At 40.9% G+C, this 15,429-nt stretch carries 18 protein-coding genes; 7 read left to right on the plus strand and 11 right to left on the minus strand.

Translation table 11 applies throughout. The features are described from left to right. Positions 1-279, plus strand: coding sequence for a PAAR domain-containing protein (locus E4S40_RS04820; RefSeq protein WP_135071741.1), 279 nt, complete (start codon positions 1-3; stop codon positions 277-279). Between the two features lie 76 nt (positions 280-355). Here E4S40_RS04820 and secDF read toward each other — a convergent pair whose 3' ends face one another. From secDF to E4S40_RS04840, 4 genes are all read right to left on the minus strand, one after another. Then, the gene (secDF, locus tag E4S40_RS04825; RefSeq protein ID WP_135071743.1) at positions 356-3,319 is read right to left on the minus strand and encodes a protein translocase subunit SecDF; all 2,964 of its coding nucleotides are present in this window, start codon (positions 3,317-3,319) and stop codon (positions 356-358) included. 94 nt (positions 3,320-3,413) lie between these two features. After that, positions 3,414-3,761: a hypothetical protein gene (locus E4S40_RS04830; protein ID WP_135071745.1), complete on the minus strand. Its 348-nt coding sequence runs from the start codon at positions 3,759-3,761 to the stop codon at positions 3,414-3,416. A 43-nt stretch (positions 3,762-3,804) separates the two neighbouring features. Beyond that, positions 3,805-4,431, minus strand: coding sequence for a uridine kinase (gene udk / locus E4S40_RS04835; RefSeq protein ID WP_135073065.1), 627 nt, complete (start codon positions 4,429-4,431; stop codon positions 3,805-3,807). 22 nt (positions 4,432-4,453) lie between these two features. Beyond that, positions 4,454-5,035 carry a non-canonical purine NTP diphosphatase gene (locus E4S40_RS04840; RefSeq protein WP_135073067.1) on the minus strand — a complete coding sequence of 194 codons (582 nt, stop codon included), beginning with the start codon at positions 5,033-5,035 and terminating at the stop codon, positions 4,454-4,456. 108 nt (positions 5,036-5,143) lie between these two features. On the opposite strand from E4S40_RS04840, the gene E4S40_RS04845 reads away from it, so the two are divergent. From E4S40_RS04845 to E4S40_RS04870, 6 genes are all read left to right on the plus strand, one after another. Beyond that, positions 5,144-5,707: an LOG family protein gene (locus E4S40_RS04845; protein WP_135071747.1), complete on the plus strand. Its 564-nt coding sequence runs from the start codon at positions 5,144-5,146 to the stop codon at positions 5,705-5,707. A gap of 102 nt (positions 5,708-5,809) precedes the next feature. Then, positions 5,810-6,313 (plus strand): hypothetical protein, encoded by a 504-nt coding sequence (locus E4S40_RS04850; protein ID WP_135071749.1) that lies wholly within the window; start codon positions 5,810-5,812, stop codon positions 6,311-6,313. Between the two features lie 83 nt (positions 6,314-6,396). Beyond that, entirely contained in the window at positions 6,397-7,521 is a 1,125-nt protein-coding gene (locus E4S40_RS04855; protein WP_135071751.1) for a glycosyltransferase family 4 protein, read from the plus strand. A gap of 3 nt (positions 7,522-7,524) precedes the next feature. After that, positions 7,525-8,421, plus strand: a complete 897-nt coding sequence (locus E4S40_RS04860; protein ID WP_135071753.1) for a class I SAM-dependent methyltransferase — start codon at positions 7,525-7,527, stop codon at positions 8,419-8,421. Continuing rightward, the gene (locus E4S40_RS04865; protein WP_135071755.1) at positions 8,414-9,574 is read left to right on the plus strand and encodes a glycosyltransferase family 4 protein; all 1,161 of its coding nucleotides are present in this window, start codon (positions 8,414-8,416) and stop codon (positions 9,572-9,574) included. The genes E4S40_RS04860 and E4S40_RS04865 overlap by 8 nt, the downstream gene beginning before the upstream one ends. Beyond that, positions 9,550-10,674 (plus strand): glycosyltransferase, encoded by a 1,125-nt coding sequence (locus tag E4S40_RS04870; RefSeq protein WP_135071757.1) that lies wholly within the window; start codon positions 9,550-9,552, stop codon positions 10,672-10,674. Before E4S40_RS04865 ends, E4S40_RS04870 begins: the two co-directional genes overlap by 25 nt. A gap of 19 nt (positions 10,675-10,693) precedes the next feature. On the opposite strand, the gene E4S40_RS04875 is transcribed toward E4S40_RS04870, so the two are convergent. The 7 genes from E4S40_RS04875 to E4S40_RS04905 form a co-directional block, all read right to left on the minus strand. Then, positions 10,694-11,245 (minus strand): dihydrofolate reductase family protein, encoded by a 552-nt coding sequence (locus E4S40_RS04875; protein WP_135071759.1) that lies wholly within the window; start codon positions 11,243-11,245, stop codon positions 10,694-10,696. A gap of 33 nt (positions 11,246-11,278) precedes the next feature. Beyond that, positions 11,279-11,647, minus strand: a complete 369-nt coding sequence (locus E4S40_RS04880; protein ID WP_135071761.1) for a TfoX/Sxy family protein — start codon at positions 11,645-11,647, stop codon at positions 11,279-11,281. Positions 11,648-11,737: 90 nt separating this feature from the next. Continuing rightward, on the minus strand, positions 11,738-11,938 hold the full coding sequence (locus E4S40_RS04885) for a hypothetical protein (RefSeq protein WP_135071763.1): 201 nt from the start codon (positions 11,936-11,938) through the stop codon (positions 11,738-11,740). A gap of 15 nt (positions 11,939-11,953) precedes the next feature. Next, positions 11,954-12,670, minus strand: coding sequence for a hypothetical protein (locus E4S40_RS04890; protein WP_135071765.1), 717 nt, complete (start codon positions 12,668-12,670; stop codon positions 11,954-11,956). Between the two features lies 1 nt (position 12,671). Beyond that, on the minus strand, positions 12,672-13,169 hold the full coding sequence (locus tag E4S40_RS04895) for an RNA polymerase sigma factor (RefSeq protein WP_135071767.1): 498 nt from the start codon (positions 13,167-13,169) through the stop codon (positions 12,672-12,674). 27 nt (positions 13,170-13,196) lie between these two features. Further along, positions 13,197-13,475, minus strand: a complete 279-nt coding sequence (locus E4S40_RS04900) for a hypothetical protein (RefSeq protein ID WP_135071769.1) — start codon at positions 13,473-13,475, stop codon at positions 13,197-13,199. A 112-nt stretch (positions 13,476-13,587) separates the two neighbouring features. Next, complete coding sequence (locus tag E4S40_RS04905; protein ID WP_135071771.1) at positions 13,588-15,351, minus strand: APC family permease; 1,764 nt, start codon at positions 15,349-15,351, stop codon at positions 13,588-13,590. Positions 15,352-15,429: the final 78 nt, after the last annotated feature.

Raw genomic sequence — 15,429 nt, forward strand, 5'->3', positions numbered from 1 at the left:
ATGCCAGCAGCAGCAAGAATTTCTGATCAGACAAATCATGGTGGAACAATTGTAGGACCTGGAAATCCTACTGTATTAATCGGGGGATTTCCTGCAGCTACTCTTGGCGATACCCATCATTGTGCCCTTCCAGAATCCGAAAATCATCCGTCTATCAGTGCTTGTTATTCAGGTAGTAATACCGTTTTTATCGGTGGAAAACCAGCTCTACGGTCTGGAGACCCAATTGAATGCGGGGCTATCATTACCGGGGGTTTGCCTACAGTATTGATTGGTTGATATTTAGAATAGTTGGAAATAAAAAACCCGCCTCGAATAATCTCGCGGCGGGTTTTTGTTTATTTATTTTCGAAGCTTATGCTACTTTCTTCGCATCTTTTTCCTTATCCATTTCACGCTTCATCAAATCCACTACGATAGGAGTAGCGATGTAGATGGATGAATAGGTACCTACAAGGATACCGATGAACAAAGCAAAAGAGAATCCTCTCAACACTTCTCCACCGAATACAAGAAGTACAATGACCACGATCAAAGTGGTAAAAGATGTAATCAAAGTTCTTCCTAAGGTCAAATTGATTGCCTCATTGAAGATGCTTACCAATTTTCCAGTTCCTCGAAGCTCAATATTCTCTCTGATTCGGTCAAATACAATCACAGTATCGTTAATTGAGTAACCAATTACGGTCAAGACCGCAGCGATGAATACCTGATCGATTTCAAAAGTAGCTCCAAAAGCTGAAGCGATGGCAAATGCTGCAATCACGAACAAGGTATCGTGAATCAAGGCAATAATAGACGCCAAGGAGAACTGCCACTTGCGGAAACGTACCAAGATGTACAAGAAGATAGCAATCAAGGCTACAATCATGGCCTCAGCAGAAGAAGTCTTGATATCATCCGCCACTGTTGCACCTACTTTAGAAGAACCTGTAATTGCAAATTCTCCAGCCTGAAGATTCTCAGCATCTTCGGTAAAGGTAAATCCGGTAACGGTTGCGATCCCTTCTTTTACTTTCTGCTCAACTTCCAAGTTGGAAGCATCATCATCTTCATTGATCAAATAAGAGGTAGTGACTTTCAGTACATTGTTGGAACCGTAAGTTTTCACCTCAACTGATCCTTCAAATTCCCCATCCAATCCAACTTTCAATTCGGAAGGAACAACAGCCTCGTCGAAAGCAACGATGTAGGAACGACCACCTGTAAAGTCTACACCAAACTTCAATCCATTTACAGCAGCAATTCCCAAACCGATGATAATGATTCCAGAAGAAATCAAGTAAGCGGTCTTTCTCTTGCTCAAGAAATCAAAGCTGATATTGGAAAGTGCATTTTTAGCAAATGGTGAAGCAAAACTGATAGAGCTATTGTCGCCTTTCTTACTCATCCAAGACACGATTACTCGAGTGATAAATACTGCAGAGAAGAAAGAAGAAGCGATACCGATCATCAATACGATGGCAAAACCTTTTACAGGACCTTGGCCCAAAGCATACAAAATTGCTCCTGTCAAGAAGGTTGTCACGTTGGAGTCCAAAATGGCAGAGAAAGCCTTATTGTAACCAGCATTGATAGAAGCGATCAACCCAACTCCATTTCGAAGTTCTTCTTTGATTCGCTCAAAAATCAATACGTTGGCGTCAATGGACATACCAATAGTCAATACGATACCGGCGATACCAGGTAAGGTCAATGCTGTACCCAACTGAGCCAAAATTCCCAAGATGAAGAAGATGTTGAACACCAAGGCTGCGATTGCAACCAATCCACCCTTAGCATAGTAGGCCACCATGAAGAGCACTACCAATACCAAACCGGCAACCATGGAAATAATACCCTGACTTTGAGCTTCCTTACCCAAAGTAGGACCAATGATGCTTTCCTCTACGATTTGAGTAGGTGCTGGAAGTGAACCTGACTTCAAAATATTCGCCAAGTCTTGTGCTTCCTGAAGAGTGAATGTTCCAGAAATTTCAGACTGACCGGTTGGGATTTCTCCATTCACAACTGGTGCAGTGTATACATAATCATCAAGAACTACTGCAATGCGTCGACCCACATTAGCAGCTGTGATGCTTCTCCATTTTCTAGCACCTTCAGCATTCATTTGCATGGAAACTGCCGGTCTGGAAGTTTGATCCAATACTTGTCTAGCATCGGTCACCACATCTCCTTCCAAAGGAGCCTGATCAGAACCTCGAGGAGTTTTGATCGCATACAATTCTAGAATTTCAAGATCGGTTCCTTCTGGAGTTACTGGCTTAACTCCCCACAATAATTTGATGTCTCTTGGAAGAAGTGACTTATAATTCGGGTTATTCAAAATTCGGTTGATTACCACAGTATCCCGAACTTGGTAAGCAAGACCATAATTTGCTTGGATTAAGCTGTAAAGCGGAGAGATATCATTGGACTGATTCAATGGATCGATTTGCTCCAATTGCTTCTCAAGAGCCATGCGCAAGGAATCTTCCTCGGACATGTTTTCCATTGATACAGAATCCTGCTCGCTTTCAGTGTTACCTTGATTGTCTGCTACCCAAGCTGCATTAATCGCATCGATAGCACCACCGATTTCATTTACTTCAGCTACTTCCCAGAATTGAAGCTTAGCTACACCTTGCAAGAGTTTTCTTACACGCTCTTGGTTATCCACGCCTGGAAGTTCCACCTGAATTCTTCCTGTTCCCTGGATACGCTGAATATTAGGCTGAGACGTTCCAAAGCGGTCAATACGAGTTCGAAGGATGTTGAAAGATCGCTCGATCGCATTTTCTACCTCGGTATCTATAATATCCAAGATTTCGGCATCAGAGGATTCCAAAGAAATTCTACCTCTGTTGGCTGCAGTAGCGAAAATGCTGCTCAGGTTTCTACCTGGGTTATTTTGCTGCCAAGCTGCATAGAATAAGTTGACATATTTATCTGTAGAAGTTTTTGCTGCAAGACGAGCATCTTCTACGGATTTGTTGAAAGCCTCATCCTTTGGATTTCCTGCCAAACCTTTGACAATTTCCACTGGAGAAACTTCCAAGGTAACGTGCATACCACCCTGAAGGTCAAGACCAAGACCTAGTTCGGTTTCTTTGATTTCCTGATAGGTGAAATCTGCCCCCAAGAAGTTGTAAACAGGCTCTCTCCAAATTGAATCGAGATACGCTCTTCTTTTTACAAAATCTACGTTACCTGAGGCATCTGTGGCATATTCAGTAGCTGTCTGCTGAATGCCGTTTGAAACAAATGTGAATGACAGATAATACAGACACAAGGCTGTAATCACCACTGTCAAAAACACAATGACTCCTTTGTTTTGCATTGAATTATTGAATTTGAAATTGATTTTTAGAAATAAGAGATTGTAGCAGGACAAATTTTTGCCTGCGATAGATTGGTATTAGAAAAATGTAGGACTAGGGCCCTTGGGTTGAAATAATCCGCTCGAAAAGTATCTGAACCAGTTGATTATCCTGGGGAACGGAAACAGTGGAAACCACAAAAGTACGTGGCTCGAAACTGATAATGTCATAAATAAAGTAAAGCGCTGTTTGGGTAATCTGTACGGCAAATGGTACTACAGCATCTACCGCCATACTAAGAACCGTAAAATCGCCAGAATCAGAACTTTGATGATTCTCAACTTTTACGGGTTCTTGCTCAGCTACATACTCCACAGAGGCCACAAAAAAGCACAACAACATGGCCAAGACTAGGGTAAGTCTTCGCTGCCAAAGTTTGTTTGTATTGCTTTTTTGTCTCATGGAGGGCAAATATAGAAATAATTTCTATGCAAAAACCAACTAATCAAGGCCTTTGAGAGGATTTGGCTCGAAGGTAAGTTCGGATGACTTCTAAGCCCATATCAAAATTATCATTATTCGGAATGATCAAATCCGCATCATTCTTAAAAGGCTTGATGTATTTTTCATAGGTAGGCATTACATGCATCTCGTAGCGATACAAGACATCATCGAGGTCATAGCCGCGCTCTACTTTGTCCCGAATGATTCGTCTCTTCAGTTTGATATGATCCTTGGCATCGATGAAAACCTTCAAATCCAAAAGATCAGACAATTCGGGATAGTACAACACAAAAATCCCTTCAACCACAATAACCGGCGCAGGTTCAAAGGCTAACATTTTGGGCTTTTTCGCAGCATTGTTGAAGGTATATTCTTCTCGATAAACCGTTTCTCCCTTTTGAATTTTGCGGATATCTTCAGCATAAGCCTCGAAATCTATACTTTGAGGAGTATCGAAATTGTGGACGCCTTGAGCATCGATGGGCTGAAGATGCCGAGGTTTGTAGTAATTGTCTTGGGAGATCAAGCAAACCTCACCAGGCTCAAAACTTCCAAGAAGTCTTTCCAAGAAAAGTGTTTTGCCAGATGCTGATCCTCCGGTGATCCCAACGATGAATGGCCTTCCCATGAGTTTGAATTTGCTCACAAGTTTAGGAATTTTTCTGCTTTAAAAAGTCTACTAACTGAGCTACAGCCTTTCCACGATGGGAAATCTTGTTTTTTTCCTCTAAACTCAATTCAGCAAATGTTTCACTTTTTCCTTCTGGTACAAAAACGGGATCATATCCAAAGCCTTGCGATCCTCTCCGCTGTTCAATTATTTCCCCTTTTGCCACCCCCTCAAAGGAATATTCTTCCCCTTCTAAAATAAGGGCAATCACTGTTCGAAACTGAGCTTTTCGATTGGGCTTACCCTCCATATTCTTCAAAAGCAAATCTACATTTCGCTCATCGGATCTCGGTTCACCCGCATACCGACCCGAATAAACTCCTGGAGCACCTTGAAGCGCGTCCACTTCCAGTCCAGTATCATCTGCGAAGCAATCCACCCCATAATGATCTTTCACATACCTGGCTTTTTGAAAAGCATTGTGATCGAGCGTATCTCCGGTTTCGGGTAATTCTTCCTGACAGCCAATTTCACGAAGCGAAACAATTTCAACCTTTCCTTCTAAGGCCGCCTTCACCTCTTCGATTTTCTTGGGATTATTGGTAGCGAAGCAAATTTTCATCCCCAAAATTAGAAAAATCCAAGGGAAAAAATCTGCCCATATTTCAAGTTGGGCATTGCCAATCCTGATCAATCGGCTATCTTGAGAATTCATTTTTTATACCGAATCATGAAAAAGATTACCATTTATTGCGGATCAAGAAAAGGAAACTCACCAGCTTTTGAAGTAGGGGCAAAGGCATTGGCTCAGGAAATGATTCGAAGAGACTTATCCTTGGTTTATGGAGCAGGAAGAGTCGGACTGATGGGGGTGATCGCCGATGAGATGTTAGCTGCCGGGCAGGAAGTTTTGGGTGTCATCCCTCAAAAGCTCGTGGATCGGGAAGTGGCGCATAACGGATGCACGGAATTAATCATTGTGGAGACAATGCGGGACCGAAAATGGCTCATGGCAGAACGCGGAGATGGATTTATTGCTATGCCGGGAGGAATTGGGACTTTGGAGGAACTCTTTGAAATTATGACCTTAAACCAGCTGCACTATATCCAAAAGCCTTTGGGCCTGTATAATGTGAATGGATATTTCGATAAGCTGATCGACTTTCTCAAACATGCAAAGGATCAAGGCTTCTTATATCCAGAGCAGGAAGAATTGGTAATTATTTCTGATGACCCCGCCGAACTTTTGGATAAAATGGCAGCCTATCAAGCCAGAAGACCAGCAGATTGGTGATTGGCAAAATCTTAAAATAATATTTGGCAAAACCACTGCAAGTGGCCCAGAGATTTCACTGATAAGTGGATTTTTTCTATTTTTGCTTCAATTCTTTTTATCATGATCCAAAAGCTTTTCCCTTTAGACAAAAACTACATCCTCCGTCAGGCACAATTCGCCATGGAGGAAGAGCTTTTGGAACAGATGGTTTATGAGCTCAAGCGCTCCTATACCTATTTGTACAATCCACTGCAATTGATGGATTCCACTTATGCAGCTATTTTGGATAATTTCGAATTTCCTATGGATAGGATTCGTCTGATTTACCGTCAACTATGTGGAATTTACCGCTATTTGAACGGGGATAATCAGTTGGAATTGCTTTTTGACGGGAAGTCCCACTTTGATAAATTCAAAGAAGACTGGGAAAGAACTTTCATCCAATACATTCGGGAATTGGGCCAATTTGAGCCTTATGTCAAAACCATGCTCAGGATGACCATTCTTTACGATACTGAATCTCGTGCAGAATGGGCTGAAAATCATTGCAAAGCTTTTATCAATCAGCATTTCGGAATTCGGGTGATTAAGCGCCACGGAGAATTGAAGCTAAAGGCAAGCTAATCCAATTATAAGATCGAAGCCTCCACTATTTTTAAATGCATGAGGTTTTCTCCCTTTGAAAAAATTACTGAACTTGAGCGGGCATGAAAGTCCTGCTTGACCTCCAATATTTAAACGTCGCCACTTCAGGGATCAAAACCTACATGATGGAACTGGCAAAAGCTGCTCGAAGGTATAACCATCCCGACGTCCATTGGATATTTACGCATGAGCCCGAAAAACAAGCAGCAGACAACAACTATAAATTTCCTCAATCCAAAATTCAGCGACTGAATTACCATTTGGATTATCTACGGTGGAAAGAATTCCAACTTCCCGATTTGGTAAAAAAACATAAACCCGACGTACTCATCTGTCCGGATTTTGTTTCTCCTGCGGCTTCGCTGAATTGTCGGCGGCTCACTGTTTTCCATGATGCCTTTTTTTGGCAAATGCCCCAAAATTACCCAAGGTGGTGGCGAAAGTACTTTCTTAACCTCATTGCTAAAGGACTTAAAGAGAACACAGAAATCATCACCACTACTTACTATTCCAAAAAATCACTGATTCAATATTTGGGAAATGATTGGCCGATTGCTGTCATCTATCAAGCGCCTAAAATGCTGCATGACCCGAGTGAGCCGGCTATTCTTAAAAATCACCAATTGGAGAAAGATGGCTATTTTCTTCATATTGGAACTTTTGATCGTCGAAAAAATCTTCCCTTGCTCGTCAAAGCCTTTGCAGGATTTTTAACCCAAACTGGATCTGATAAAAAGTTGGTTTTGGCCGGAGGTCCCGGCCAAAGCAAGCAAATGGATGATTTTCCTATTGTAAAAAAATTGGTGGAAGAACTTCAATTGGAAAATCAGGTAATTCTTCCTGGATATGTCAGCGATGGGGCTGTAAAAGCCTTATATTCTCAGGCATTTGCTTATGTGTTTTCTTCGGAAAATGAGGGTTTTGGAATTCCAATTGTTGAATCCATGGGTTTTGGTGTACCGGTGATTCACTCCGACCAAGAAGCCCTGCTGGAGGTGGCCGATGGAGCAGGAATGCCTTTCCAAACCGGGAGTTTGGAAGACTTGACTAAAAAAATGATACTTTTGAGTCAAGAAAATGGTCTCCGAACTCAATTAATTGAAAAAGGTAAAAAGAGAGCTGAGGACTTTTCGGCAAAAAAATTCATCGAAGCTTTTCATCAGGTCATTCTGAATCCCGGTAAGTAAACCATGCGGCAAATCTCCTGTCCGGTCTGTCAATCTGCTCCCCAATCAACTCCAAAATCCTTTTCAATAATTCCTTGCTCCAATTGTGGAGTTGGATGGACTTGGATTCCAGATGAAATCGATGAAGCATCACTCTACCGGGATGAGGTCTACCAAATCGTTGACAACAGACAATCCATTTTTGAAAAGATCATTTTCCGTGAGGCTAGAAAAATCCTAATCGGTGCAAGAAAAATGAATCCTGCCGCAAAGCGATTATTGGATTTTGGTTCAGGAAAAGGCCAGTTTCTATCTGTGGCCAAAAAACTAGATTGGGATGGTATTGGGATAGAAACGGAAAAAGCCAGAGCGGATTTTGCCCTGGAAAAATACGGCGTAAAAGTCCTGAATCAATTCTATGAAAGAGGGCTTATTGGCGAGAATAAATATGACCTGATTACCCTGAATCATGTACTTGAGCACTTGCCAAAACCAATAAACATGCTGAATGAATTGCTTCAAGAAAATTTGGCTGAAAAGGGAATTTTATACCTTGAAGTGCCACGGTCAGATTCTTGGCAGGCACGCATAGCTGGCAAAAACTGGATGCATTGGGATATTCCCAAGCACCTGACGCATTGGACTGAAGAGGGACTGAAAAAGGAACTAGCAAAACTGGGATTTGTAGCTGTAGGTTCAAGAAGTTTTTCCATCCATTTGGGGGTTTTGGGCATGCTTCAAGCCTTGCTTTCCCGTTTAGGTTTTAGGGAAAATCTCATTCTTCGACTCAAGCGAAAGAAATCACTTGGTTTATTGTTTATGCTAGCTTTGGCTCTGCCTTTGGCTTGGGTGATTGAGTTTATTTCCACTTTTTTTGGAAAATCAGGAATTTTAGGCCTCTATTTTAAACGGCATGTCTGATTCCCGAAATATCCTTTTTCTTCAAAGTTCATCCGAACTATATGGCTCAGGAAAGATTTTTCTGCAAGTCTTGCGGGTGTATCAGGAGGAAGGGTTTCAGCCGGTCGTTGTACTCACAAATGCAGGTCCCATTCAACGTCTTTTAGAAAAAGAAGGAATCCCCGTTTACGTTCAAAATCTTGGCATTCTAAGAAGAAAATATCTCAGTCCTTGGGGACTTTTCAATAGGGCTCAAAAAAATCTTCAGGCTTTTAATTTTCTTACAAAACTTCATCAAACCTATCAATTCGAATTTGTCTACTCCAATACGCTTGCTGTGGTGATTGGAGCATATTGGGCAAATAAGAAGAAAATTCCCCATACCTGGCATATCCATGAAATTCTATTGGGCCCCAAACCCCTTGTTTGGTGGCTGTCCAAAATGCTAGACTCCACTACGCCACATCCCATTGCAGTTTCAAAATCAGTAGGAAATCACTGGCAATCCAAACTAAAAAAAGCCAAGTTGAATGTCATTTATAACGGGATTCCCTATGCTCCCTTTTTAAATGCAAAGCCTGCTCTCCGAGAGGAATTAGGATTATCTCCCGATCAAATTTTGATTGGGATGGTAGGACGGATCAATCCTGGAAAAGGTCAAGGATTTTTCTTAGAAATGGCTCAAGAGTTGATTTCCAAGTATCCGCAACTTCATTTTGTCTTAGTAGGAGACCCTTTTCCAGGCTATGAACCTATCCTTGACGAACTCCTTCAAAAAATTCAAAATGAAGGAATAGGCCAGCAAGTTTCATACTTGGGATTTCGGGATGACATTCCTGAAATCATGGCCTCATTGGATATTTTTGTTCTTCCTTCAACTTTGCCTGACTCTTTCCCAACCGTTATTTTGGAGGCTATGGCTGCCGGAAAACCAATAGTGGCCACACAAAGCGGTGGAGCGATTGAAATGGTTGAGGAAGGAAAAACAGGATTCCTCATTCCTATTGGAGATGTGAATCAGGGAGTAGTGGTTCTTAGCCAATTGATTGAAGGGAAAGATTTACGTGAAAAATTGGGTAAAGAAGGGCAGAACAGGGTATTGAAAGAATTTAGTTTGGAAGCTTTCAAAAAAAATATCAAAAACCACCTATGGCAACAACTGAAAAGAAATTGAAAGTTGCCATCATGGGAGCCAAAGGCTATCCCTATGTCTATGGTGGCTATGATACGATGATCAAGGAATTGGGAGAGCGCCTTGTTGTTAAAGGAGTACATGTTCGGGTTTACAATCACCGGGCTTTATTTCCAAAAAAACCTCGTTGGGTGAATGGAATTGAATGCATTTATACACCTGCCATAGAGTCCAAGAGCCTAACGCAACTGACGCATACTTTCTTTTCCATGATCCACGCTTGCTTCTCTGATGTGGATGTAATTTTTGTGGTCAATTCAGGGAATGGACCATTCGGGCTATTAGCTCGTCTTTTTGGCAAACCCACTGCCATAAACGTGGATGGATTGGAATGGCTTCGACCAAAATGGAAAGGACTTGGGTCCAAGTATTTTTACTGGGCATCCAAATTGGCAACCAAGTTTTACGATCAAATCATCAACGACTCGGATGAGATGCGGCGCGTTTATTTGGAGCTTTTTAAAAAGGATTCTGTTGTCATCGCATACGGCGCCAATCCAAAAGAATCTGTTTCCTCAGAACCCATTGCCAAATGGCAACTTGAAAGCCGGAGTTATTATTTGATTGTGGGTAGGCTAGTGCCTGATAACAATGCGGATCTGATCATCGAAGGATTTTTGAAATCCGATTCCAATCGGAAATTGGTTGTTGTTGGAGATGTACCCTATCAAGATGTCTGGGCCAATCGATTAAAAGAAATTCAGGATCCAAGATTGCTATTCACAGGCTATGTAACCGATCCTTTGGAACTGGCTGCTTTGTATTCACATTGTTACGCTTACTTTCATGGACATGAGTATGGCGGCACTAATCCGGCTATGCTCAAAGCCTTGGGTTATGGCTGTGCGATTTTGGCACTCAACACTCCATTCAACAAGGAGATGCTTCAAAATGGAAAGCATGGCTGGTTTTTTGAAAAAAATGAAGATTCTGTGAAGGAATTGGTGGAAAGAGCCGAGAAGAATCCTCAGGAACTGGAAAATTTACGAAAGACCGCACGATCCGGACTTACTCAAAAATACAATTGGGATTCTGTCACTGAGCAGTATTTGGAAGTTTTCAAACGTCTAGGCAGAAAATAGATTTCTTGAAAATCAGATTCTAAAATCCGGAATGTCTTTTTCTTACGTAATGACTTTGAACAATTTTCCCCAAAAAAATCTGGGAGGATACACATTCAAAAAGTAATGGCTTGGGCAATTCCCCAAATAAGGAAATGCCAGATCCTAAAAGAATTGGAATGGTGGTAATGGTCATTTCATCAATCAAATCTTCTCGCAGAAAACTCTGAATCGTCTTTCCGCCATCAATGTATAATCGGTGATAGCCCTGCTCATGAATCTCGTCAAGCACTTTTTGTAGAGGACCACTGACCAAGATGGCTTTGTCATGAAAAGGTTCCGGAATTTGTTTCAAGGTATTGCTCAAAACGAAGACAGGTTTTTCATAAGGCCAATCAATATCAAATCCGCAGACTGTCTCGAAGGTATTTCTACCCATCAGCAAGGCATCCACTTGAGCCATAAATGCTCTGTACCCCATATCAATTTGATCTGTATTTGGAATGGAATCCAACCAATCAATCCCTCCTTCTTTATCTGCGATAAAACCGTCCAAACTTGCTCCTATGTAGACTTTGTTTCTGTTTTCCATGAATTTTATAGGTGAAGCTTTCTTGCCAAGAGCTCAGGATTTCTTTCGTTTTTGACTTGATTTTGCCAAAGGATTAAACTCCAAAGCAAGCTGTATCCAATTTTCTAGACCTTCATCTAAATCAAAGCCCATAGGTGTTATAAATAAATAGCCTTTCATGGGACGACCGGTAAAATCCATGGGAAGGCATTCTTCTTTATGAATGTGTTTCTCGTAGGCAGTTTCACCTACTCTTGTCATCAGGAGACTATTTTTAGATTTTTTGTCCACATGAATTCCGCAAAGCATTTTGCCATCGACTGAAAACATTAATCCTCCCATCATCGGCTTATCTTGAAAAGCAACTTTTTTCTCATTCAAAACTCTTCGAATTCTATCTGCTAAATATTGATCGTAGGCCATCTTGAATTAATTAAATGAAAGGAGAAAGTCTCATAAAAGATAAGAAGATTCATTTTGGAATCCATCCACAAGAGAAAAAGCCTCTATTGCCTAACTTCTTTTTGCAGAATTGACTTTTGAACGAATAAGAAAAAAGGCATCTATCAAGCCCAACACCAATAAAACATAGCCTAGGTAATTTTTGAAACTTCCCACATCCTCTGCTTTGATAAAAACTGTGTTCATCAACCCGATCACAATAAACAGAATAGTCCGAATGACATTCCAACCGATTTTTTGTTTTGATTCCATGATAGCCTTAAAGGTTTATTTGAAAATTAAATACAGAAAGAAGGCCAGCCCAAGTATTAAAACTATCCCAAAAATCAGAAGATACATTTTCCGGTCTGTCTGGTAATTTCGAATGTATGATTCATTCACTGCTAGTTCCCCTGCATCATTCAAGCATTCTTCCAATTGATTGATTTTGAATTGATTGAACTTCTTCTGTGAAAAAAAACTGATCCCAAAACTCAAAAGAACCCCAACCCCAAAAACCAGATAATCATCCCAATCGAAAGCTGGAACTTCGCCATACTTATTTATCAAATAGAAATAGGAGCCAACTAAGAACACCATGGTGCTAGTAGATGCGCTCACATACATAGTTTTCAAATATTCCCGGTGATAAAATTCAATCACTGTCTTCAAGCTCTCGACAATCTGAAACCCTGATTCTACCATGGAAAGCTTCTTCAGAGCTCGAAACTGAATGAACATTCCTCCGATCAGAATGACTTGAAACAAAAGAAGGGTCATAGGAATCCCCGATTTTATTTGTGTAAGGAGAAGGAAAAAAACGGCCAAGACTAGCAGTGATTTTAAGATGATATCAAGAATCAAAGCCGACCTAAATTGCGTCTTTATATTTTTGGAAGAAGACCTGACAAATTGGGTAATTTCTTGCTCAGACAGCTTCTTCTCCTGTAAATAAGAATCCTTTTTCCAGGCTTCTCTATACTTTTCTAAATCTATGGGTTCCATTTTATTGAAGCTTTTGAATCAAGTCAGCCAGTTTGGTTTTGATACGAACTAGCTTTACACTCACATTTTTCACACTGATACCGATAGTCTCTGCAATTTCTTCATAGGATTTTTCATCCAGCCAAAGCAGGATAATAGCCTTCTCAATTTTGTTTAGTTGAGAAATAGCGCGATAGAGAATTTTGACATCCTCAGAAGCATCCATTGTGGCCTCCACATCATCCAAAAGAGAAGGGATTTCGGTATTTACCGTGAGTAGTTTTGGCCTTTTCGTTTGAGTAATGGCTGTATTTAATGCTACTCGGTACATCCAAGTAGAGAAGGCAGCATTTCCACGGAAATTGGGATAGGACTTCCATAATTGAAGAACCATTTCTTGATATAAGTCCTTTCGATCTGCCGCATCCTTCGCATAGACAAAGCATACTTTATGAAGTATGCCTTGATGCTTTTCGATTTTTGCAATGAATTCCTTTTCTATGTCTTTTGCTGACTGCATGAGGGATTCGGCTAGTTGCCGTCTGACTTACAGGAATAAGATTGCAAAAAACACGATGATACCCAAAAGCAGGAGTCCGGTGAACAGCTTGGTTCTCTGTAAACTCAGATGGTTTTCCTCCTTTTGAAATTTTTGCTCTATCAAAATCCCGAAGGTAGTACCGATGGGAAGTGATGAGGAAATCGCAATCACAAAGTTCTCGGTGAAAATGAATAAGCTTATTCCCAAGACAAAGGTGATCAAGGCCCCGATGAGGTAACCTGCCCCTTTGAATAATTGAGTCTGATGATTTTCTGTAGTTTTCATGGGATTTTCTTTTAGGTGAATCTTTACTCCGTTAGTCTAGAGAAGCACCAAAAAACTACAGTCGGGGAGAAAAATTTTTTTACCAACTCAAAAATCGAGGCTTAAAAACCCATTAGATAATTAATCGAACCCCTCCTAATTCTTCGATCTTGTATGGAAACTTATCCCCAGGAGAACCAATGAACATAAAGTTGATCGGGATATTCCATTTTTCGGAAAAACTATTGATCAATTCAGGAGAGAAATTCCCCTCTTCAACCAAAAATTCGATTTTAATTTCAGGGTATTCCTTATCCAAAAACTCAATTTCTTCCTTCAATTTTTCCGGAACTTTCACTTGGTCATTTTTTACAATCACAATTTTGAGCTTCCTCGTATGCTCATTTTTCTTGATGTAAAGCATGACCTTATTCAACGTTGCGATATCATCGCCTTTAGTGAAAAAGACAAACTCTTGGGAATTGATTTTATTGATATTTCGGAGAATTCTTCGATCCAAACGCTTGAAATAGCGCTGAACAGGGTTAAAAATCGCATCGATGACTTTGAGCAGGACTTTCAACAATACTGTCCTATTCAGCATCACAATGATGAATAAGATGGAGGGGATAAAGTAGTACAGAAATACGGATAAGTTACTTGGTAGGCCTTCTTTCGGAGGCATGATGATATTTCCAATAAGCGCAATGATGACCGCACTTATTGCAATCAATACTGCAAACCAAGATGCTCGCTCCGGTCTGGGAAGTTTATTTCTCCTGATTTTGAGCAGGATATTTCCTATCCCAAAAAGAGCCATCACGGACAGAAAGGAAATGGTATAAACCCCTGCCAGAAGCTTCACATTTCCTTCCGTGATCAATAAGACCGAAGCACTGAGCAAGAAAAACATGATGATTATTCGGAATGAACTTCCTCTTTTGTTTTTCTTCAGGAAAAACGGAGGCATAATCCTATCCAAAGTCATCCGCTCTATCAAGCCTGTCACTCCCACAAAACTGGTCAATACCGCACCACTGAGCACTAGAAAAGCATCTAAAGCAACCATGATCGCAAGACCTTCTCCTCCTACCTGCTTACCCATTTCTATCAAAAGGGTATTTTGATATTCATCACTTTGCAAGACCGGAATGGTAAACAAAGCCAAAGCAAATACGGCCATCAGGGGATTAATGACACTGACAATGGCCCACATATTCCGAAGGGTTTTGGGAAAGACTCCTTTCTCTTGCTCCTCGACAAAATTTGCCGAGCTTTCAAAACCAGATACCCCCAACATAGAAGCGGCAAAACCTAAAAAGATGGCTGTGTAAATAGATCCACCGGAAAGCGGCATCTGCCAATTGTCAAATAAAGTCCCAAATCCATTCTGGAAAAGAAAATACAGAATAAACCCACTCAAAATCGTCAAAGAACCTAAATGAAAAATGAAAATCCCTATTGCTACTTTGGCTGATTCTGAAATCCCTCCTATTGTCAACAAGGCGAAAATGCCCAACAGGACCAAGGTCATTGGAATGATAGGCATTGCAGGAATCAAATGATGTAAATAGTGAATGGCTTCATTGGCAGAAATTACCGCCGTTGCCATGTAGGACAAAATTGTCAGAGTTGCAGCGAAGGAAGCCGTGGACTTGCTCGTGGTATTGAGAAGGGCATTATAAGCTCCACCATTCAAGGGCAAGGCGCCCACAACTTCTCCGTAGATTTTTCTAAAAAGAAATAATACCACAGAAACAATCAGGAGCGTAACCCAAGCATATTGTCCCGCAAATGCAATTGCAAGCGCAGAAACATACAATACAGAGGAGCTGATATCGTTTCCGCAAATTGCTGTCGCGGATAACTGATTGAGTTTATGCTGGACTTTATTCATTTGCAGAAACGGGCCCGCCATTGTATAAGCGTGAACCGTCTTTACCAAAGTTAAACTAATTGAGCACTTAGTTCTTAT

Source organism: Algoriphagus kandeliae, from assembly GCF_004571135.1.
Classification (GTDB): domain Bacteria; phylum Bacteroidota; class Bacteroidia; order Cytophagales; family Cyclobacteriaceae; genus Algoriphagus; species Algoriphagus kandeliae.